Origin of the sequence: Fictibacillus sp. S7 (assembly GCF_004127935.1) — a bacterium.
Taxonomy (GTDB): domain Bacteria; phylum Bacillota; class Bacilli; order Bacillales; family Fictibacillaceae; genus Fictibacillus_C; species Fictibacillus_C enclensis.
In genome coordinates this window covers 4,143,180-4,163,887 of sequence record NZ_QJKL01000001.1, presented here as the reverse complement: position 1 = coordinate 4,163,887, position 20,708 = coordinate 4,143,180, and the positions used below count along the sequence as shown (strand labels likewise).

The 20,708-nt window shown below is 43.2% G+C and carries 19 protein-coding genes; 10 read left to right on the top strand and 9 right to left on the bottom strand.

Features of this window, described 5'->3' with window-relative positions:
• Positions 1 to 96: 96 nt before the first annotated feature.
• The gene (locus DMO16_RS21135; protein ID WP_129479938.1) at positions 97 to 804 is read right to left on the bottom strand and encodes a DNA alkylation repair protein; all 708 of its coding nucleotides are present in this window, start codon (positions 802 to 804) and stop codon (positions 97 to 99) included.
• A 97-nt stretch (positions 805 to 901) separates the two neighbouring features.
• Complete coding sequence (locus DMO16_RS21130; RefSeq protein WP_129479937.1) at positions 902 to 4,207, bottom strand: efflux RND transporter permease subunit; 3,306 nt, start codon at positions 4,205 to 4,207, stop codon at positions 902 to 904.
• 180 nt (positions 4,208 to 4,387) lie between these two features.
• Here DMO16_RS21130 and DMO16_RS21125 point away from each other — a divergent pair, with 180 nt between their 5' ends.
• The 4 genes from DMO16_RS21125 (at position 4,388) to DMO16_RS21110 (ending at position 7,068) form a co-directional block, all read left to right on the top strand.
• On the top strand, positions 4,388 to 5,275 hold the full coding sequence (locus tag DMO16_RS21125) for a TetR/AcrR family transcriptional regulator (protein ID WP_061972040.1): 888 nt from the start codon (positions 4,388 to 4,390) through the stop codon (positions 5,273 to 5,275).
• Positions 5,276 to 5,631: 356 nt separating this feature from the next.
• On the top strand, positions 5,632 to 6,066 hold the full coding sequence (locus DMO16_RS21120; protein WP_129479936.1) for a MarR family winged helix-turn-helix transcriptional regulator: 435 nt from the start codon (positions 5,632 to 5,634) through the stop codon (positions 6,064 to 6,066).
• A gap of 44 nt (positions 6,067 to 6,110) precedes the next feature.
• Positions 6,111 to 6,746 carry a nitroreductase family protein gene (locus DMO16_RS21115; protein ID WP_061972038.1) on the top strand — a complete coding sequence of 212 codons (636 nt, stop codon included), beginning with the start codon at positions 6,111 to 6,113 and terminating at the stop codon, positions 6,744 to 6,746.
• Positions 6,747 to 6,774: 28 nt separating this feature from the next.
• A complete protein-coding gene (locus DMO16_RS21110) occupies positions 6,775 to 7,068 on the top strand; it encodes a putative quinol monooxygenase (protein WP_061972037.1) in 294 nt (97 codons plus the stop codon).
• A gap of 314 nt (positions 7,069 to 7,382) precedes the next feature.
• Here DMO16_RS21110 and DMO16_RS21105 read toward each other — a convergent pair whose 3' ends face one another.
• From DMO16_RS21105 to DMO16_RS21075, 7 genes are all read right to left on the bottom strand, one after another.
• The gene (locus tag DMO16_RS21105; RefSeq protein ID WP_129479935.1) at positions 7,383 to 8,837 is read right to left on the bottom strand and encodes a DHA2 family efflux MFS transporter permease subunit; all 1,455 of its coding nucleotides are present in this window, start codon (positions 8,835 to 8,837) and stop codon (positions 7,383 to 7,385) included.
• 35 nt (positions 8,838 to 8,872) lie between these two features.
• The gene (locus DMO16_RS21100) at positions 8,873 to 9,451 is read right to left on the bottom strand and encodes a TetR/AcrR family transcriptional regulator (RefSeq protein WP_129479934.1); all 579 of its coding nucleotides are present in this window, start codon (positions 9,449 to 9,451) and stop codon (positions 8,873 to 8,875) included.
• A gap of 124 nt (positions 9,452 to 9,575) precedes the next feature.
• Positions 9,576 to 10,580 carry a FecCD family ABC transporter permease gene (locus DMO16_RS21095; RefSeq protein WP_061972034.1) on the bottom strand — a complete coding sequence of 335 codons (1,005 nt, stop codon included), beginning with the start codon at positions 10,578 to 10,580 and terminating at the stop codon, positions 9,576 to 9,578.
• Positions 10,580 to 11,620, bottom strand: a complete 1,041-nt coding sequence (locus DMO16_RS21090) for a FecCD family ABC transporter permease (RefSeq protein WP_061972033.1) — start codon at positions 11,618 to 11,620, stop codon at positions 10,580 to 10,582. Before DMO16_RS21090 ends, DMO16_RS21095 begins: the two co-directional genes overlap by 1 nt.
• Before the next feature lie 27 nt (positions 11,621 to 11,647).
• Entirely contained in the window at positions 11,648 to 12,586 is a 939-nt protein-coding gene (locus tag DMO16_RS21085) for an iron-hydroxamate ABC transporter substrate-binding protein (RefSeq protein WP_129479933.1), read from the bottom strand.
• A 71-nt stretch (positions 12,587 to 12,657) separates the two neighbouring features.
• The gene (locus DMO16_RS21080) at positions 12,658 to 13,470 is read right to left on the bottom strand and encodes an ABC transporter ATP-binding protein (RefSeq protein WP_129479932.1); all 813 of its coding nucleotides are present in this window, start codon (positions 13,468 to 13,470) and stop codon (positions 12,658 to 12,660) included.
• Between the two features lie 338 nt (positions 13,471 to 13,808).
• Positions 13,809 to 14,849, bottom strand: coding sequence for an NAD(P)-dependent alcohol dehydrogenase (locus tag DMO16_RS21075; protein WP_061972030.1), 1,041 nt, complete (start codon positions 14,847 to 14,849; stop codon positions 13,809 to 13,811).
• Between the two features lie 214 nt (positions 14,850 to 15,063).
• Between DMO16_RS21075 and DMO16_RS21070 the strand changes: the two genes are divergently transcribed.
• The 6 genes from DMO16_RS21070 (at position 15,064) to DMO16_RS21045 (ending at position 20,544) form a co-directional block, all read left to right on the top strand.
• A complete protein-coding gene (locus DMO16_RS21070; protein WP_129479931.1) occupies positions 15,064 to 15,471 on the top strand; it encodes a MerR family transcriptional regulator in 408 nt (135 codons plus the stop codon).
• A 726-nt stretch (positions 15,472 to 16,197) separates the two neighbouring features.
• A complete protein-coding gene (locus tag DMO16_RS25040) occupies positions 16,198 to 16,308 on the top strand; it encodes a PIG-L family deacetylase (protein WP_241840618.1) in 111 nt (36 codons plus the stop codon).
• Positions 16,305 to 17,618 carry a glycosyltransferase family 4 protein gene (locus tag DMO16_RS21060; RefSeq protein WP_164988982.1) on the top strand — a complete coding sequence of 438 codons (1,314 nt, stop codon included), beginning with the start codon at positions 16,305 to 16,307 and terminating at the stop codon, positions 17,616 to 17,618. The genes DMO16_RS25040 and DMO16_RS21060 overlap by 4 nt, the downstream gene beginning before the upstream one ends.
• Entirely contained in the window at positions 17,615 to 18,793 is a 1,179-nt protein-coding gene (locus tag DMO16_RS21055; RefSeq protein WP_129479929.1) for an ATP-grasp domain-containing protein, read from the top strand. Before DMO16_RS21060 ends, DMO16_RS21055 begins: the two co-directional genes overlap by 4 nt.
• Before the next feature lie 33 nt (positions 18,794 to 18,826).
• The gene (locus tag DMO16_RS21050; protein ID WP_164988981.1) at positions 18,827 to 19,897 is read left to right on the top strand and encodes a phosphotransferase; all 1,071 of its coding nucleotides are present in this window, start codon (positions 18,827 to 18,829) and stop codon (positions 19,895 to 19,897) included.
• 77 nt (positions 19,898 to 19,974) lie between these two features.
• Positions 19,975 to 20,544, top strand: a complete 570-nt coding sequence (locus DMO16_RS21045; RefSeq protein WP_129479927.1) for a kinase — start codon at positions 19,975 to 19,977, stop codon at positions 20,542 to 20,544.
• The last annotated feature ends 164 nt before the right edge of the window (positions 20,545 to 20,708 follow it).

Sequence of the window (20,708 nt, the reverse complement as noted above, 5' to 3'; positions counted from 1 at the left end):
ATATGCGCAAACCGATTAACCTCAATGCATTTCGACTAATTTTGACCCATTTATTCACATCACAAAGCCCCACCTCCTTCCCCATCAACATCCAAACTAGCAAATACATGTCTTCTTTTTCACGCCGACCTTGCCGCGGTTCTTCACTTTTAAGATATAGTCAGCAGCAAGCGGGACTTTACAGGCGGTGTCGCCGACATTCACATCAACCTTGCCGATCCGGTTTGCGACAGCAAAGGCTTCGTCATGCAGTTCGGCTACGGCACTTCCGGCCATGATCACAAAACCGTTCATGGCGTAACGAACACGATTTCGCTCCCCGTGGATGGTCTCTTCCACCCGTTTCAGCAACCCGCAAATTTCCTCCATGTCCAGTTCTTCGTCCGCGGTAATCGACATATAGCCCGCATAGGTGCTCCAGCCGCATGCAGCCACCATCTCCCGGTCATCATCCATCCACTTGTGCGCCAGCTCCAGCGCAAACGGGCTTTCTGCTGCCGCATTGGCTACGGTATACTCCGCAAGCATGTACCAATACGCTTTATCTACCCACTGTTCCAGCTGCTCTTTTGTCAGCTTTTTCGGATCCACCGCAAGTCCGGCGAGGTACATCGCATCATGGTTTCCTGTATCATACAATGCGAGAGCCAGCTCTTGATCCTTCTTCACAAACTTAACCAGCTTCTTCAAGTCACCTACCTTCACGCCAAAAAACGGTTCCTGTGCGCCATGATTCTTAATGGTTTTCATCGTTTGCTCTGAGCCCATTTCTTCCAGCTGGTTCATGATTTCTTCTACTGTCATTTTTTCATCACCTCACTTACTTATAATTCGCTTCACTACCCTAAAACCCCTCCACATAAAAAGGTCCGCCCCAGCCGGGCAGACCTCTTAAAACCAATTATTCAGCGGTTTTGCGCTTTCTGTTTTTTCTCGTTAACTTCATTAAAAACTCATAAACCACTGGCACGATGATCAGGGTCAGCAGCGTGGAGCTGGTGAGACCGCCGATAACCGTAACGCCAAGGCCTTTGGAGATTAAGCCTCCGCCTTCAAACCCGAGGGCGAGCGGGATTAATGCGCCAATGGTGGCCAATGCGGTCATAAGAATCGGACGCAAGCGGGTGGCAGCTGCCTCTAAGAGTGCTTCTCTTGTTGACAGTCCTTCGTTTTCCTTATGGATCACGCGGTCAATCAGCACGATTGCGTTTGTTACCACGATTCCGATCAGCATCAGAGCGCCAATCATGGCAGAAATGCTGATGCTTTCACCCGCGATATACAGAGCCAAAAGCGCACCGATCACCGTAAACGGAAGGGAGAACAAAATCGCAAATGGTGCAAGAGCGCCGCCAAACGTCACGACAAGTACAAAATAGACAATCGCAATCGCGGCAAGCATGGCCAGGCCGAGTTGAGTAAAGGACTCGTTAATATCCTCAGTAACGCCGCCCATCTTGACGTCCACTCCATCTGGAAGATCCAGTTTGTCGATATCTTTTTGGACGTCCGTGGACACTTTGTTCACGTTCTTGCTCGTCACATCACCGCTTATACTCGCATAAATCTTATCATCCTTACGTGTAACGGTATCTGCGGTTTCACCTTCTTTTACTTTTGCGACATCACTGATGGCTACTTCTTTTCCAGTCGCTGACTGCAGCTTCTTGCCGGTAAGATCATCAATATTTTTGTAGCTGTTTTTATCCACTTTCACATAAACGTTGACGTCTTTTCCATCTTTCTTCAGGGTTGTTAAGGCGGATTGATCACCTGAATCGTTCAATGCCATGCCAATCTGGCTGGCTGTAAGACCAAGCTTGCTTAACTTTTCCTGATCTGCGGCAAGTGTGTATTCTTGATACGCTTTGGAAAGGCTGGAACCTACGTTTCTCAAATCGTTCCGGTCGCTGAGAATCTTTTGGACCTTCTCGGTGACCGGTTTGATGTCGTTCATGTTATTTCCGTAGACTTGGATTTCAAGTTTGTTGCTTCCACCGGTAGCGCCAAAGTCCTGCGCCTTCCATTCTCCCTTGTCGGTGGTTCCCTTGAGATCATCAATGACCTTCTTCTGTTCTTTTTCAAAGTTAGGCGTATCTTTGTCATACTCCATAAAGAACATGGCCTGATTGCTGGCCGCGGGGTTCATCGGGTTCTCCCCGCCAACGGAATATTGAATCGTTTTAACATGGTTGCGGTCCAGCAGAAGTTTCTCTGCTTTTAGTGCCTCAACTTCCACTTCTTTTTTCGTCTGGCCCGGTTCCGGATTAAAGGTAGCAATGACCATCTTCTGTTCATCTGACGGCAGGAAGCTGACGCCAATCTTCGGTACCAGGAACAAGCTGCCTGCAAGCAAAAGAATGGCAAGACCAAACGAAACAATCTTATGGCTGAGCGACCAGTTCAATACTCTTTTGTAAAAACCGGCAAGGGCGCCAGGCTTTTCGTTGTCCACTTCTTTCTTTTTGCTAAGTCCTTTTTTAAATAAAGAATCAGCAAAAGCCGGTACAATGGTAATTGCCACGATTAAGGATGCCACAAGGGCAAAAACAATCGTCAGGGCAAACGGCATAAAGAGCTCACCGACCGGCCCTTTTACTAGACCCAATGGTAAAAATACGGCAATGGTCACAATCGTGGAAGACATGATCGGAATGAACATTTCGCGGGTAGCAGCGGTAATGAGCTGCTTTCCTCGTATCTCTTCCCCTTTACGTGACATCCGGCGATAGATATTTTCGATCACTACAATAGAGTCATCCACTACCCGGCCGATGGCAACCGTCATCGCTCCAAGGGTCATAATGTTCAGCGTGATATCCATTTGTTTTAACGCCAGAATCGCCATTAAAAGCGATAGCGGGATAGAAATCACCGCGATAATGGTAGAGCGGAAATTCCGTAAAAACAGCAGGATAATGATGATGGCAAACAATCCGCCGATCAACGCTTTGTTCAGCATCGTGCTGACTGAATCCTTGATTGGTGTTGCCTGGTCAAATACGTTGACCGTCTTCAAACCTTCGTGCTCTTTTTTCAACTGCTTTAATTCTTTATTTACTGCATCAGCCACATTTACCGTATTGGCGTCGGCAGATTTGATCACTTGAAGACCGATGGATTCCTGGCCATTCGTTCTTGAAATGGACTCTGCTTTTCCGACGGTTTTGATGGTAGCAACATCTTTTAACTTTACAGTCGGAAGTTCTGTTGGCTGCGCTTGCTGGGTTGCAGCAGCCTGCAGGGAAGCTCCTTGACCGCCCGACTGCTGCTGGGCTCCTTGACCGCCCGACTGCTGCTGGGCTCCTTGACCGCCCGACTGTTGCAGGGCTCCTTGACCGCCCGACTGTTGCTGGGCTCCTTGACCGCCCGACTGCTGCTGGGCTCCTTGACCGCCCGACTGTTGCTGGGCTCCTTGACCCGCAGATGCGCCTGCGCCCTGACTTCTTGTACCAGATGCTTGAGGTGTTACCGGGATTTCAAGGTTTTTCAGTTCTTTTACAGTGGTAATATTTCCATCGACAACAACCGATTTTTCGGTGTTGTTAAAATTGTACAAACCAAGCGGCATGGAGGAATTGGCGCCTTTAATGAATTGCTTGACGCTGTCTTCCGTCAATCCGTTTTTCTTTAATTCATCGTCTTTAAAATCAAGCTGGACTTCTTCCACGTTTTGTCCGGCTACCTGTACGGATGAAACGCCCTCCACTCCTTCAAGAGTTGGAACGACATCATCTTCAACGACCTTGGTAAGTTCCTTCAGCGATTTGTCCTTGTCGGATACACTTAACGACAAAATCGGAAGGTCATTAAAGCTTTGCCGTGACACGTTTGGATCGTCCACTGAATCAGGGAGATTAATGTTGGCAAGAGCTTCCTGTACTTCCTCTTTTGCTTTTTCCATGTCTTTATCAAAACTGTATTCGATTTGTACCGATGAGACGTTTTGATAAGAAGAGGAAGTGACCGAATTCACTCCTGACAGATTCTTGACCTTCTTCTCAATCGGAATGGTCACTTTATCTGCTACCTCTTCAGGTGTTGCACCTGGATAGGCTGCTGATACGGACACAATCGGTGTGTTGATGTTCGGCATCGTCTCGAGCTTCATATTTAAACCGGAATACAATCCGGCGGCTACGACAAGCAGCGTTAACAGCCAAACGGCAAATTTATTCTTTAAACAGAATCGGATAATTGCACTCATTCTTCTTGCTCCCTCCACTAATGACTGACCAGTCGGATTATGCTATAATATAAACGAACGGTCATAACAGATTTAAATATATCGGACCGTCAGCTGTAATGCAAGGAATTATACAGAACGAATGATCAATAGGTATCTTTTGGCAATTTAATTGGAAAAACAGTTACTCGGAGGTTTAGGATGAAACAAAGAAAAGTCGAAATAATTGAATCTGCGATTGCTCTGTTTGCAGAGAAAGGATTTCATTCAACATCGATCCAGGATATAACCGATCATGCCGGAATGTCAAAAGGAGCATTTTATAATTATTTTTCATCAAAAGAAGAATTGATGGTAGCTCTTTTTCATTTCTATAATGATAAAATCACCCATAGAATTTCAGAAATCGAAGGCCAAAACCTGCCTCCACGTGAAACAATCAAAAAGCAGATGATTGCGCTATTTACTTCCTTTACGGAACATAAAAACTTTATCATCATGCATTTCAGGGAACAAAATTCCACGATCAACGAAGAAATGCGGAAGCATATGCTGAAAACGCAGTACAAGTCTATGAAATGGCTGGAGAAAAACCTGCTCGCACTGTATGGAGAGCATATTACTCCTCATTTGGGAGACTTAATCCTGATGGCTCAGGGGCTGCAAAACACCTACATCCGTATATTTGTTTTCGATGACCAGCTTCTCCAGCCGGAGGCCCTGGCAGAGTTTTTGCTTCAGCGGCTTGATGATATTGTAGCTGGCCTGAAGAAAAAGAAGGCAGTGATGATCTCCAGTGATAATCTGGAAAAACTGTTTTCGCGATTGCATCTTCATAGCGAACAAACCTTGCAGGATACCATCCACCAGCGCCTTTTTACAATGGCACAAACCATGGACGGCCTTCCCCTTTCGGCAGAAAAAAGGGATGAACTGAAAAGTGTCATTGAATTTTTGCTGAGTGAAAATGAAAAAGAAACACCGAACAAAATGGTGTTTCAAGGAATGCTGGCAAACTTAAAAGGCATCAAGGAGCTGGAAAGCGACCGAAAGGATATCGCCCGTATTATGGGCATTGAGCTTTTATAGATAAAAAATGCCCACGGTGTATGCCGCGGGCTTTTTTTATCAATGACTAAGTTTTTTGCACGTATCATTACAGCTCCAAGATAAATGGTTCCTCCGTCACTGCGCTAACGGAGATGACCGACCACTTCACTTTTTTATTCATTTATCACACACTCCTGTATTTAAAAGTTCAGTAGATCTCTGTTCTTCATGAGGTATAAACAAAGTTTAATTCGTGAAGCTTAATAAATCCTTAACTTTAAAACACTCTTGTTGACAAAATATTTTAATCGCGTTATATTGTTTGACGTATCAAACATTGAGGTATCAAAGATTATCCCTTCACTCTATTTTTTGGATAGGAAAGAGGAGATTCCATGGACCATTCATGCGCGTCAAAAGCGCAAATTGCTTATATATTACGGGAGCTTCACTACCAGATCAGTCCCAAGTTTGAACGTTGTACCGGGATCAGCCAGTCCCGCCTGGAGCTTCTTCAGCATCTATATGATGCGGAAGAGATCAGCCAAACAATGCTGCAAAAAGTGGTGCACATTGATAACGCAGCGGTCACCAGGCATTTAAAACAACTGGAGGCTTCAGGAATGGTGAACCGCAGAAAGAACCCGCAGGATAACCGCGTCACCCTTGTAAGCTTGACGGAGCAGGGCCGCAGCAAAATCCTTTCCTATCGAAAGGAAAGGGATCAGTTTGTCACCAACCTTCTTCAAGGTTTTACAGAAAAAGAACTCCCTGTACTTGTTGACATGCTTCAGCGCATGCAGCAGAACGCCGAACAAATTGAAGGTTAACCTTCAGACACCTTAGAACAGCATAAATAAAGGAGAATGTACTCATGAATACAACACTCATCAATGACTATAATGAAATCCTAACAGGACGCCGTTCGATCCGTTATTACGATCCTTCTGTTAAAATCAGCAAAGAAGAAATGACAGAAATCCTGTCAAAAGCGACGTTGGCCCCTTCTTCTACCAACATGCAGCCTTGGCGTTTTCTAGTCATTGAAAGTGACGAAGCCAAACAAACCCTATTGCCTTTGGCGAAATTCAATTCTTCTCAGGTAGAAACATCAGCTGCTATGATCGCAGTCTTTGGCGATCTGAACAACTTTGACAACGGAGAAGAAATTTACAGCAATGCGGTTGAACAAGGATTTATGCCACAAGAAGTGAAAGAACAAATGATGGAAAAGCTTTCTGCTCACTTTGAAACCATCGATCCGGCAGACAATAAAGACGTTGTTCTCGTCGATGGTGGAATTGTATCCATGAGTCTTATGCTGGCTGCCCGTGCGCATGGCTATGATACATGCCCGATCGGCGGTTATGAAAAAGACCAAATTGCTGAAGCCTTTGGATTGGACAAGGACCGGTATGTACCGGTTATGCTGATTTCCATCGGAAAAGCAGCAAATCCCGGATACGAATCTGTTCGCTTACCTGTTGAAAAAGTGGCAGAATGGAAATAATCCAACATTTACAAAGGGGAGAATAATAATGATATTAATTCACGCAAAAATGTTCGTTAATCCAACAAAGGAAGAAGAATTTCTTGCAGAAGTACAACAGTTGATCTCCGCATCTCAGGAAGAGAGCGGCAATGTGTCTTATGAACTTTTTAAAGATACCGTGGAAGACAGTGCTTACCTCATGGTAGAAGGATGGAAAGACTTAGAGGCAGTAGACGCTCACAACAAGAGCAGCCATTTCACTCAGTTTGTCGGCAAAGCCCAAAACTATTTAATCCGTCCACTCGATGTAAAAGTATTTAATGCCCAGCAAGTTAAATAACAAAATGAGAGCCTCAACTAAGCTGAGGCTCTCATTTTTTTTATTTATTGAATGGACCGTAATCTATGCTTTAACCCTTCCCGGTTTGCCCAGATCATCTGCTGCTCATTGAAAGGATGAAACTGAAGATCTCTACGTTAAAAGAGATAAAGCCAATGCACCTGTCATCATTTTCGTTTTCTTTTTCATCCTATATTCCTCCTTAGTCGTTATCATTAAATCCTACCCATGCCACATTAGACCAACTTTGGAGAAAGATTAAAATTTGGTGAGAAAAAAAGAGTGAGCGCCAAGGGCACTCACTCTAAACAAAATTACGCTTCTCGATAGACTTTTACACGCTTGATGAAGAATGAAATGATCAATCCGACAATCGTAATGATAATCGCAAATAGAAATGCCTGCTGTACCCCTTCTGTAAATGCCAGAAGCGGATTCAACGGGTTGGTCTTATCATCGGTTGTTTCCATATAACGCTGTACCCCAGAAGATAAAATAGAAATCGCAACTGCGGTTCCGATTGCCCCAGCCACTTGCTGCAGGGTATTCATGATCGCCGTTCCGTCCGGATATAATTCCTTGGGAAGCTGATTCAAGCCATTCGTTTGGGCAGGCATCATCACCATAGAAACTCCGACCATCATTAAAATGTGCAGAATGACAATCTTTCCAGAAGTTGTGTCCAATGTGATTCTTGAAAAGCCAAGCATGGACCCCAGGGTAATCACCAGTCCGGAGATCACGAGCCACTTAGGTCCAAATTTATCAAAAAGACTTCCCATAACAGGAGACAGAAGACCATTGATCACACCTCCTGGAAGGAGAAGAAGCCCTGCGGCAAATGTGCTTAGTGCCAAAGAAGTTTGAAGGTAAAGCGGTAATAGGATCATGGAAGACAAAATAACCATCATGCTTACAATAACCATAAGCACGCCAAGCGAGAACATCGGATAGCGGAAAGCTTTCAGATTCAGCATTGGCTTTTCCATGTTCAGCTGGCGAGTGACAAATAAAAGCAGGCCAATCGCACCAACAACGAGTGCAATAATGACCGGCGTGGTGCTCCATCCGCCGCTTTCTCCAGCAGAACTGAATCCATATACAATCCCACCAAATCCAATAGAGGATAGTACGATAGAAATCAAATCAATTTTTGGTTTAGTTGGTGTTGTTACATTTTGCATAAAAAACAGACCAAAAATGAGGGCCATCACTAAGAGAGGAAGCGATATCCAGAAGATCCAGTGCCATGTTAGATTCTTAAGAATCAGGCCGGACAGTGTTGGACCTACTGCCGGGGCAAACATGATCACCAAACCTATAATCCCCATGATTTTTCCCCGTTTATAAGGCGGCACAATGAATAAGATCGTATTAAACATGAGCGGCAACAGCAATGCGGTTCCAAGTGCCTGCACAACGCGTGCGATCATCAATACGCTGAAGGCAGGTGCTATAGCGGCTATAAATGTACCTATAATTGAAAATATCAGTGAAGTAATAAACAGCTGCCGGGTCGTGAACCATTGCAGAATAATGCCAGATACAGGAACCAGGATCCCGAGGGTAAGCAAATACCCCGTTGTCAGCCATTGTGCTGTCGTTTCGTGGATTCCCAGACTATGAATTAAATGGCTTAACGCCATATTTAAGGCTGTTTCACTGAATAACCCGATAAACCCGGCTACCACAAAAGAGATGATTACGGGTGTTACTTTTATATGATCAAGACCGTTTTCACTGGCGGTTACTTGTGATTCAGATGCCATTTTGTTTTTCCCCCTATACTAGTGATACTTTTTCTTTATTCTTCATTCATAAGCAAAAATGGTATTTGCTTTGCAATTGAACGCAATGGTTCCCCACTGCCATTTGTCATCGATAAAATACAGCCTCCTTCAATCAGCGCATTAATGGTCACACCCAAATCGGCTGCTTTATTTTCATTAAAAGCGAATCCCACAAGCACCTCAGCGTACAAAGACTGCCAGTTTGAAAAAGCGGAATTACAGGCTTCACGGAGTTTCGGATTGGATTCAGCTGTTTCCGAAGCAATCAGTCCGATCGGCAATCCCGTGGTCTTCTGTTCAGAATCAAATAAAAAAGAAACCTTCTCAATATGATGCACAAAGGCTTCTACAGCTGATCCCTTGCCGCTTAAATCCATTTTTGCTGCCTGCAGTACATGCTGTTTCATCAATTCAATCGCTTCAAGAGCAATCTCTTCTTTACCGTCTGGAAAATGATAATAAATGGAGCCTTTCGGTGCTCCGCTTTCCTCTATGATCTGCTTCAAACCTGTTCCATGGTATCCTTGGCATTGAAACAGACGGGAAGCAGTACCTAATATACAATTCCTCGTGCTTTCCTTTTTATTAGCCACATTTCCCACCTCGAAATTATAGTGATCGGTCTACATAATAATATGGCAATCAACTGATCATGTCAACTTTTACATCCTATAAAAGAGAGGCCGGTTAAATACCAGCCTCAGCTTCATGCATCACTTATTTTCTCGCCAACAGGTACATAAAATATGGCGCTCCAATTAAAGTTACGATAATTCCAGCCGGAATGCCGCTTGGATCAAGAATGATTCTTCCAATCGTATCCGCGGCCAGAAGCAGAATCGCTCCGATCAGCGCTGCCAGCGGCAGAAAGGATTGGTGCCGCGGACCGACGAGTGACCTTGCGATATGCGGAGCCATAAGGCCCACAAAGGCAATGCCGCCGCTGACAGCCACTGACGCTGAAGCAAGGGCAACAGCGATGATGATCAGCACAATTCGTTCTCTTCCGGCATTCACACCAGTCCCAATCGCCACGTTTTCGTTCAAGTTCAGCATGTTCAATACATTTGATTTAACCATGGATAGCGGAAATAGCAATAAAATCCAGGGAAGCAATGAAAGGACGAAAACCCAATCATCACCCCAAATCCGCCCTGCGAGCCAATTGGCCATGAACGCGTAGTTCTCCATATCCAGCCTGGTCGCCAGGGTCAGGGTAGCTCCCGCGAGAGCGGCTGCCAAACCGACTCCCACAAGCACAAGTCGTGCCGGTTCAACCCCCTCCCCTTTTTTGTAAGACATGATATAGATGATCGCTGCGGTTGCCCCCCCTCCTGCCAGAGCAAAAAGCGGAAGAATATACAGCGAACTGGAGGATTCCACAGTAAAGAACATAATGTAAACGACCACCATCAGTCCGGCACCGGCATTTATACCGAGGATGCCCGGATCTGACAGCGGATTTTTCGTTAAACTTTGAAGAATGGCACCTGAAACCGCGAGGCCCATTCCAGCAAGGATTGCTACAAAAATACGCGGCAGCCTGAACTCAAACAAAATAAGATTTTCTTTCGGTGTTCCCTGCCCGAAAATCGTCCGAAACAGCTCTGTTGGGGTGAGTGAGGCAAAACCGGTTGCCACACTTACAATAAACACGGCGATCAAAAGCACGATCGCGAAGATGGTTGTTATACGCACCTTTTTTGCATGACCGGGATTCATCAACGGCTCATTCCTCCCCTTCTGGCAAGGTAGAGGAAAAACGGAACACCAATCATCGCCACGACCGCTCCCACAGGGGTCTCATAGGGCGCATTGATTACCCGCCCGAAGGTGTCGGCCAAAACCATCAGCACACTTCCAAATACGGCGGAACAAGGAATGATCCAGCGATAATCCGTGCCAACCAAAAACCTGACAATATGCGGAACCATTAGTCCCACAAAGGCAATAGCACCCACCAGTGACACGGCTGCACCAGCCAGAATCAGCACCACGGTCATCAAAACGATTTTCGTGAGCAGCGTATTCTGTCCCAGCCCTTTTGCTACTTCTTCACCAAAACTAAGCATCGTCAATTGCCTTGAAAAAAGGACAGCGACCACAATTCCCACCACAACCACGGGAACGATAATCTTAAGCTGTGTCCAACTGGTGCCCGATACCCCGCCGGCCGTCCAAAACGCAAGGTCTTGCGAAAGCTTAAAGTATAACGCGATGCCTTCTCCCAATGACGAAAGAAGGGCGGAAACTGCGGCACCGGCAAGCGTAATGCGGATCGGAGAAAGTCCGCCTCTCCTCATCGATCCCAGGCCAAATACCATTCCCGCTCCAATACCCGCACCGATAAAGGAGATTATCATGACCGTTAAATAGTCTGCTCCTGAGTAAAACGCAAACACACAGGCAAGAGCAAAACTAGCTCCGGCATTCAACCCGAGTAACCCCGGATCTGCAAGCGGATTGCGGGTCATCCCCTGCATGATTGCACCGCTGACGGCAAAAGCCGCTCCAACCACCGCTGCTCCGAGCTCTCTTGGCAAACGAAGACTGACAATGATCCGGTCGGCTTCCCTGCCAGGGTCATAATTTAAAACGGCATTCCAAACGGTAAGAACATTGATCTTCGCCGCTCCGACCGAAATAGCTACCCCGACACTTATGAGAAGCAGAACAAGGCCGAGCAGCAGGATGGCTGTTCCTGCTGTCGGCCGAGAATATACAGTATGATCTTTAATTTGTTTGGTTTTTGTCTTGAACATGGCTTGCTACCCTTTTCTTAATGCGATTTAGTTCTTTTTTGTCAGTTCTTTTACGACAAAGTCCAGTTCTTTTTCAAGGGAAATCGGGTCATTGAAGTAGAACGATTCTGAATCAAATTTGATCGCATGTCCGTTTTTTACAGCAGGAAGTTGTTTCCATACGTTTGACTTCATAAAGGAATTGTCAGGATTCCCTGTACCCGTTCCTACAAAAATATAATCACCTGCGTATTTTGGAATGACTTCCGTAGAGATCGCTTTCCAGCCAGGCCCGAACACATCTTCTTGCAGCTTCTTAGGTGCTTTTAGTCCCAGTGCCTGGTAAATAACCTCAGTTCCGCGTCCCCAGTTCTTTCCGTAAACATACATGTCTTTTCCATAGGCTTCCATAACCATAAACGTTTTATCTTTACCGATGGCAGATTGTACTTTTTCACGGGCATCAGCGGCTTCTTTCTTCCACTCTTTTACCCATGCTTTTGCTTCCTTTTCTTTACCTACCATTTTTCCGATTTCAACATGCTGCTCAAGGTAGTCATATTTGTCGTACGTCATGGTGACGGTTGGTGCAATCTCTTTGTATTTCTTGAGGTTTTTATCATCGGAGTAGGTAATAATCAAATCAGGATTGAGCTCGAGAAGCTTTTCATAAGAATCGGCTGTCACCACTTCCGCATTGTCCAATTTATTTCCGTAAAATTTGTTTTGCTTCGGATATTCGTTAACGGCTACAGGCGTAATTCCCAGCTCAAGCAGGTTTCCTGCATATGTCGCTGCCATCATGGCCACACGCTTTGGATGGGCCGGAACTTTTACATCGCCATTTTCGCCTTTATAGATTCTTGTTTTGGATTCTTTTTTACCAGAATCAGTATTTTCTTCCGTTTTATTGCCGCAAGCTGATAGCGCCAGTATAAGAACGACGGCCATCAAGCCAATAAACAGTTTTTTTGTATGCTTTTTCATCTTACAAGTTCCCCCTATACTTTATCAATAATAATCATTCTCAATTGAAGGTAAAAAAGAAAGGCGCAAGATTACGCCAAGTTCTCAACAAGCTCTACAGGCTTTATGATATCGTATGTCAGACACACCGGCTTCCTCGTTCTTGGGTCAATACCGATTTCGGCATCGATATTGAATACGTTTCGAAGCAACTGGCGTGTCATCACCTCTTCAGGTGTACCCTCATTCTGAATCGAGCCGTCTTTCATCGCCACCATGTGATGAGCAAAGCGGGCCGCGTGGTTCAGGTCATGAATCACCATCACGATCGTCCGTTTTTCCACTCTGTGCAAGTGGTCCAACAGTTCAAGAACTTCGAGCTGGTGGCACATATCCAAGTACGTGGTCGGTTCATCCAATAAGATGATGTCTGTTTCCTGCGCCAAAGCCATCGCAATCCATACCCGCTGACGCTGTCCGCCTGAGAGGGCGTCTACCGGACGGTCCTTAAATTCATGGATGCCGGTAACTTGAAGCGCCCAGTCAATGACCTCGTAATCCTTTTTCGTAAGTTTTCCCAGACCTTTTTGATAAGGAAATCTTCCGTAGGAAACAAGCTCACCCACTGTCAGTCCTTCAGGTGCGTCCGGGGACTGAGGCAAAATCGCCATCTTTTGAGCAATTTTCTTCGTTGGTTCTTTACTGATTCCTTTCCCGTCGAGATACACCATGCCGGTTTTCGGGTTCAAAATACGGGACAACGTTTTCAAAAGCGTTGACTTTCCGCAGCCGTTTGGCCCGATAATCGCCGTAATTTGTCCATCCGGAATGGAAACTCCGAGATTCTTCACTATATCCCTTTCACCGTATGTAACCGTCAAATTTTCAGCGTGCAGCCTGGACATCAATGAGGCCTCCTTTTAAACCTTAACTAAAATCTATATAATTTCATCTATTGAAAATGATTATCAATCTCGAGTTCAATTTTATGAGATTCCCAGAAAGATGTCAACCATGTTTCCAAAATTGTCAATAAAAAAAGCCGTCCTTCTCATATCTTAGCAGTATTATTAAAAACACCTGTTGATTTCATATGTCAATCAATATAAATGGAAATAGGTTACATTCAATCGTTAAATATGTCCGCATTTGACGGTTATCCAACATATGAATCGTAATTGTCTCTTTAAAACACACGAAAAAAGCCCCAAAAGCCAGGCTTTGGGGCTTCTTACAACACAACTCAGATTGTGCTTGTATCAATGACGAAACGATACTTTACATCAGAAGCCAGCACGCGCTTGTAGGCTTCGTCAATTTGGTCAGCTGAAATGACCTCAATCTTAGGAGCAATGTTATGCTCTGCACAGAAATCCAGCATCTCCTGTGTCTGACGGATTCCTCCGATCATAGAACCGGCAAATGAACGGCGATGACCGATAAGAGAAAACACATTTACTTCTAGTGGCTCTGCAGGCGCACCGACATTGACAAGTGTACCGTCAAGCGTGAGAAGTGAGAAGTAAGCATCCATATTAATCTTTGCACTTACTGTATTGATAATCAGATCAAAGGTTCCCGCAAGCTTCTCAAAGGTTTCCGGATCTTTTGTGGCATAATAATCTTTTGCGCCAAACTCCAAACCATCTTCCTTTTTGTTCAACGATTGAGACAGAACCGTAACCTCGGCACCCATAGCATGTGCAATTTTCACCGCCATATGGCCAAGACCACCCATACCAACAACCGCTACTTTCTTTCCTGGACCAGCCCCCCAATGCTGTAATGGAGAATAGGTCGTAATCCCTGCGCAAAGTAATGGTGCTGCTGCGTCAAGCTCGATGTTATCAGGAATTCTGACGACGAAGTCCTCTGTTACAACGATGTGGGTAGAATAACCACCCTGAGTTGGCTCTCCGTATTTATCAACACCTGCATAAGTAGGAACATTTCCTTTAAGACAATATTGTTCTTCCCCTTTTTGGCAGTTCACACATTCACCACAGGAGTCGACCATACATCCAACGCCTACTCTGTCACCGACCTTGTACTTTGTGACTTCTGCTCCTACTTCTGTGACAAATCCCGCAATTTCGTGTCCTGGCACAAGTGGATAATTCACTTCGCCCCATTCACCATGAGCCGTATGGATATCAGAATGGCAAATGCCTGCAAACTTAATTTCAATTAGAACATCATGTGTATCAAGATCGCGCCGATTAATTTCAGCTTCTCGAAAAGGAGTGTCTGGACCATCTACAGCTCGTGCTTTAGCAGTTATCATGAAAGAACCTCCATTATGTATGTTTTTCAAGAGAACGTTTTTCTCTTGTATCCCCATGTTATTACTTACAGTTAACTCTAGGTCAAGCATTTACATCCTATATTCAGAAAACAATTTCTGTTGCCTCCAAGTTGGTTTTGACATGCCGGACGTTCAGTGATAAAATTTCCCAAACCATAGAGTTAACTCGAAGTCTATATGAAGGAGATTAGCTATGAAGACATATTCCATAAGCGAAGTTGCGAAAGAATTGAATCTTACCGTATATACGTTGCGTTACTACGACAAAGAAGGACTTATGCCATTCGTAGAACGTACACCCAACGGAAATCGATTGTTTAAAGAATCCGATATCAGTGCGTTAAAAGTAATCGAATGCCTCAAAGCCACCGGGATGCCGATTAAGGAAATCAAGACATTTATTGATTGGTGTTCAGAGGGAGATTCCACTCTAGAGCAAAGATATAAGATGTTTTTGGAACGAAAAGCCAATGTGGAAGCACAGATGGAAGAGTTGAAAAAGACAATGGAGATCATCCAGCATAAATGTTCCTATTATAAGACAGCTATGGATGGCGGAACGGAAGACATTCATAAGAAAGAAAAGTTAGCGAAGCTTTAACTAAAAAAGCCTAACTTTGATCATAAAAAAATCCCCTCTACTTATCATGAACCATGGCTCCTCTCAAACCTATGGTTCTATTTTAGATGGGGAATTTCAGCCATTTAAGCGTTGTATATTCTTCAAGGACCCATTCACCGTTAAAACGGCCGAGTCCTGAATCGATCGGCATATCGTTTAAACAGTTGGCTGAAAGACGTTTCCTTCTACTTTTCTGCGAAGACGGACTTTCGCTCCCTGCTTCACGCTAGAATCCAAATCTTTTAAGATTCGTTCTGCCTCCATGCCTAAAATGAATAATTAATATATTTCTATGTATCGCATGATTCAATGTGAGATAAAGTGGGTCTTGTTAAGCAATTACTATTCAGTAGGAATTGATCATGAACAGCACAGACCGTTATCAGCATGGACTCGGCAAACTTATGGAGTACACGTTGACTGAAAACAAGGAGAGCTGTTACACCTAAAGTGGCAGTGGACTTTGTCCAAAATTTGACCGATGATGTGGAGCGAAGACTTTTCATAAAAGGTCGCCGCGGATTTGGGCACAAGCAGAAGACACGGGATATGACGTGGAAATTTACCATTACGGATTCGAGCATAAATAAGCTGCCTATTCATTCTATGATAAATAATCTATAAATACCTCCACTAATGTCAGTTTCCTAGCTAAAGGTATGTCCATATATATAAAAGAACGGAAAAAAAATTGAGGTGAAATACATGAGTATCGATGTAATAGTGATTGCTGCTCATCCAGACGATGAAATCCTTGGCCCTGGTGGAACAAATTATACGGAAGCGTTTGAAATCATCAGGAGGGTATGGAGATGACACGCCGAAAACCTCCATTATTTATCCCCTATCCCCATTTAGTATCTGCAATGGATCAATATTATGGACTGACAAAAGCTTTAAAAAAAGATAAAAACAAACCAGATTTCGTGAAACCCTCTGAATTAAGACAAAAGAAAAAAATGAAAATCTTAATCACTACTTTCTGGGACTACCCTTTTGTTGGCGGATTGCAAAACTACATCACTGCACTTAAATCCGGATTGGAAGGCTTAGGCCACATTGTCCATATTGCAGCTCCTAATCACTTCGAAAAAAGTTATATTGAAGGAATGCGACAAACATTTATGGAGGATGTAAAACAATTTTTTGTTAAAAGGTATGGAAGTTTCAGTGAAAAGATCATCCAAAACGTTTGGCGAATGCAAAAATATGAATGGATGCTAAAGTGCGTGGATATTTCTAAATATGATATTATTCACGCACAAGACCGGTTTACAGCTAATGTAATGCACCAGCTTAATAAAGACTATCAAAAACCGCTGCTGTTCACTCCCCACGGATTTATGACACATACACGGCTAAAGTTTAATCTAATTGAAAAAGGGTCTGTAGAAGAAGCCTACTTTTTGGCCATTGACCGAAAAGCCGTTCAAAGCTCGACCCATATCATTAATTTATGTGAATATTTTCGACCGTTGCTAAACGGATTAGGTGCTGAGGAAAGAAAAATGACAACGGTTTACACTGGAATCGATTTTGGAATTGATCCTCCAGAGAAATCGAAGAATACTTCAGGTAAGACCATTATTACCTGTATCTCTCGACTCCGGCCGCGTAAAGGACATAAATACCTGTTTGAGGCACTTTCCCTCATTAGAAACAAGCTTGTAAATGTAGAAATATGGATTGTAGGGGAAGGATCAATGAGAGAAGAGCTTGAACGCCAATGTCAGGATTTACAGCTGGAAAATGTGCATTTTCTAGGAAAGAGAAAGGATATTCCAAAAATATTAAAACGATCAGATATTTTTGTCCTGCCAACTACCAGTGATACACTTCCCATTTCTGTGATAGAGGCGATGTTCGCCCGGAAGGCGATCATTACAACAAACTGTGGCGGAATACCAGAAATTATTCAGGACAATCATTCGGGGCTTATAGCTGAACCGGGTAACTCTCAGCAACTAGCGGAAAAATTAACGATCCTTCTGGATGATTCCACACTAAGGAATTCTTTAGCACAAAATGCTAAATGCTTTGCTGAACAGCATTTAACGATTGCCAGTATGACTAGAAAGATTGAAGAAGTTTATCAATCTTTTTTGCACAGAGGTGAGATGCAGTGAGGCATGATCTACCAGCCGTAGTTTTAGATTTAAGTGCGACTGGGATCGGAATCGTTCGGAGCTTAGCCGAACAAGACATAAAAGTATATGCATTTGATACAGAGAGTAAGCAAAAAATTGGAAAAACCCGATATGCAAGCTGCAGTGTATGCCCTAATCCTGTTTCTGAGGAAGAAAAATTATTAGAGCACCTTACAAGGCTAGGACAAACATTTGAGGAGAAAGCGGTACTCTACGCTGGATCGGATGACTATGTACGTTTTATATCAAAATACAGAGATCAGTTGTCTTTGAATTATCTTTTTCTTTTACCTGATCATTCATTAATCGAGGCTGTGTTAGATAAAAGATTAACCTACGATTTATCAGTAAAATATAACGTTCCATGTCCTAAAACGTTCATTATTGATGATGAAGATCATCTTGAGCGGATTGTTTCTGAAGTAATGTTCCCCTGTTTATTAAAACCAGTCATTTCCTCCAATTTCCGGAATCGTATCGATCATCATCTGTATAAAAAAGCAATATTAGTTGAAAATCCAGTCCAGTTAAGGGAAGAGTACCTCTTTTACAGCCGTTTTGGAGAGCTCATGATTCAAGAGGTGATTCCTGGAGAAGAGGCATCCATTTATTCAGTAAAAACTTTATTTGATGAGGAAATGAATCTAATTGGGCTCTGGATGAATCAAAAACTCCACCAATTCCCTCCAGACTTCGGTTCAACCGCCATGGCATTAAGTATCAGAGATGAGGACGTAATAAATATAGCAGTGCCATTTTTGCGTAATATCAAGTTAAAAGGCCTGGCAATTGCGGAATTTAAGAGGGATGAAAGAGACGGCAAGTTGAAATTTATTGAGATTAACCCCAGGATTGGGTTAACCCAAAGATTGTCAATAGCTTGCGGTGTAAATTTAGCATACTTGAACTATTTGCTGGTAACTGGACAAAATCCTTCCCCAGTGACGAAACAGACAGAAGGCATCAAATGGGTTTACCTGGTCCGCGATTTTCTATCCTTCCGCCAAAACAAAAAAAACGGGAAAATGACGATTACCGAATGGATAAAAAGCCTTTCCGGACATAAGGTAGAAGCTTTATTCAGCTGGAAGGATCCACTCCCATTTATAAGAAGCTTTGTGTCCCACATTCGATATTTATGGGCGAGAAAGTGAGATTTTCAATAGAAATTAGGGGGGATTTCTGCATTGAGCAGTAAAGAACAAATCGTAAAACAGTGGAATAAATTTGGATGGAAAAAAAAGTTCGAATTTTTTTCAGATCATGAAGTTGCATTGCCTGAAGATAAAATAGAATGCCTTAAAAATTCGAGGGAAAAAACAAGTATCTGGAAACTGATCCTTACAGATGGCATAAACAGTCTTCCCGCAGTCCTTAAAATATTTAAACCACCTTTTAATGAAAATCATATTGTGGAAATTAACATGTATCGCAGAGGATATGCCGCCATGGCTGAATTTATGCCAAAAATGTATTGGATTGAGGAAAGAGTAAATGATGACGAAATCTGGCTATTTACAGAATTTATTCAACCTTTGCGCGGGCAAATCAAGATTACGCCCAGACATCTCGATCTTATCATTCCAACTGCTGCAAAATTTCATGCCCGCACATTTGGTGATCGGATAACCAGGTACAAGGATTCTTTTGATTCCTGGCTGCCCCGATATGATTCTGCGCTGGCAAACACAGAAAGAAGCAACCATATTGAAAAAACAAAACAATATCTAGATCTTGCTATGAAAGATCCTGGTTTAAGAGGAATAGTAGAACCTGGATACAACACTATTCAAAGTGTCCTGCAAAAAGGGCCAATTTTCTTTCCGGAAATTATGGAAGCAGGGCAATGCCTCATCCACGGTGATCTTCATCTTCATAATCTTTGCTGCCAAAACGGAACGGATGAAGTAAATTGGAACATTCAAATGATCGACTGGGAGTCTGCCAAGTACGCACCCTGTTCGTATGATATGGTTGTGCTGGTTGAATTGTTGATTGATTTCAGAACAGACTGGCATAAAAAGGAAGAAGAAATAAGAAGTCATTGCATGCTGTTATACGCTCAGGAAATGCAAAAAGAAGGAATAACCTTCCAAACAGACATCCTAAAGCTATTAAAAATGACTTATTTACAGAGAACATTAGAGAAAAGGCTCCTAAATCACCTTAAAAGGGTGTTGAATGGAGAACAAAGTATTCTGCTAAAAAGATACATTGAAAAAATAAACAGCTGGGGAAAGGAATTCGGTTTATACTAGCAGAGATCAACGTTTAAAAACTTAAATACACTAATTTAGTTGCTGCTGAAGTCCAATTTAATAAAGGAAGTGTATGGATGGAAAGCATAACGGCGATAGCAGCCAGAAATAAAGGAAATTTAGCATTGGAAAATCTCGAAAAATACAAACAGCTTGGCAAGGGCGGTGATGGAGCGGTTTTTCAAATTAGTCACAATAAATGTGTAAAAATTTTCTGGAAAGAAAAAACCCAAAAACTTGAACTGGAGGCATTAAAGAAGGGACAATCATCCCCAATCATTCCCCGACTCTATGAGTATGGATCCAACTATATTGTCATGGAGTATGTCAACGGATATAATCTAAAAAAATACCTCAAAGAAAAGAAACGTTTTTCCGACTCAAAAATAAGACAAATATTATACATGCTTTCTGAATTAAAGAGGATCGGTTTTTTGAGACACGATACAGAGGTCCGTCATATTTACTTCAACGAGAAGGGGGAGGTAAAAGTGATCGACCACAAACGGGCATTTACCACTGATAGAACTTATCCCAGGAAGTTAATATCGGGTCTTGAAAAGCTTGGATATGCAGAGGAATTCCTTCAAGGGGTCAAACAGATTTCGCCAACCATTTTTAATGAATGGGCAAAATATTATGAATAACCATTTAGATGGCGTCAAACATGGTCCCACCCTTTCTTTTTCTTCAGGTCAACCATTGAATGAGCTGACCCTTAATACAGGTTCTCTTGAAATATTACAAATGTAAAAAAACCTAACTCGGTTAGGTCTGAAAGCACTATGCAAAGAAATATGTGAAAATATTA

Bases quoted from the DNA above. Each gene is read 5' to 3' on its own strand.
- DMO16_RS21135 (WP_129479938.1), bottom strand. From the start codon at position 804: ATGACAGTAGAAGAAATCATGAACCAGCTGGAAGAAATGGGCTCAGAG.
- DMO16_RS21130 (WP_129479937.1), bottom strand. From the start codon at position 4,207: ATGAGTGCAATTATCCGATTCTGTTTAAAGAATAAATTTGCCGTTTGG.
- DMO16_RS21125 (WP_061972040.1), top strand. From the start codon at position 4,388: ATGAAACAAAGAAAAGTCGAAATAATTGAATCTGCGATTGCTCTGTTT.
- DMO16_RS21120 (WP_129479936.1), top strand. From the start codon at position 5,632: ATGGACCATTCATGCGCGTCAAAAGCGCAAATTGCTTATATATTACGG.
- DMO16_RS21115 (WP_061972038.1), top strand. From the start codon at position 6,111: ATGAATACAACACTCATCAATGACTATAATGAAATCCTAACAGGACGC.
- DMO16_RS21110 (WP_061972037.1), top strand. From the start codon at position 6,775: ATGATATTAATTCACGCAAAAATGTTCGTTAATCCAACAAAGGAAGAA.
- DMO16_RS21105 (WP_129479935.1), bottom strand. From the start codon at position 8,837: ATGGCATCTGAATCACAAGTAACCGCCAGTGAAAACGGTCTTGATCAT.
- DMO16_RS21095 (WP_061972034.1), bottom strand. From the start codon at position 10,580: ATGAATCCCGGTCATGCAAAAAAGGTGCGTATAACAACCATCTTCGCG.
- DMO16_RS21090 (WP_061972033.1), bottom strand. From the start codon at position 11,620: ATGTTCAAGACAAAAACCAAACAAATTAAAGATCATACTGTATATTCT.
- DMO16_RS21085 (WP_129479933.1), bottom strand. From the start codon at position 12,586: ATGAAAAAGCATACAAAAAAACTGTTTATTGGCTTGATGGCCGTCGTT.
- DMO16_RS21080 (WP_129479932.1), bottom strand. From the start codon at position 13,470: ATGTCCAGGCTGCACGCTGAAAATTTGACGGTTACATACGGTGAAAGG.
- DMO16_RS21075 (WP_061972030.1), bottom strand. From the start codon at position 14,849: ATGATAACTGCTAAAGCACGAGCTGTAGATGGTCCAGACACTCCTTTT.
- DMO16_RS21070 (WP_129479931.1), top strand. From the start codon at position 15,064: ATGAAGACATATTCCATAAGCGAAGTTGCGAAAGAATTGAATCTTACC.
- DMO16_RS25040 (WP_241840618.1), top strand. From the start codon at position 16,198: ATGAGTATCGATGTAATAGTGATTGCTGCTCATCCAGACGATGAAATC.
- DMO16_RS21060 (WP_164988982.1), top strand. From the start codon at position 16,305: ATGACACGCCGAAAACCTCCATTATTTATCCCCTATCCCCATTTAGTA.
- DMO16_RS21045 (WP_129479927.1), top strand. From the start codon at position 19,975: ATGGAAAGCATAACGGCGATAGCAGCCAGAAATAAAGGAAATTTAGCA.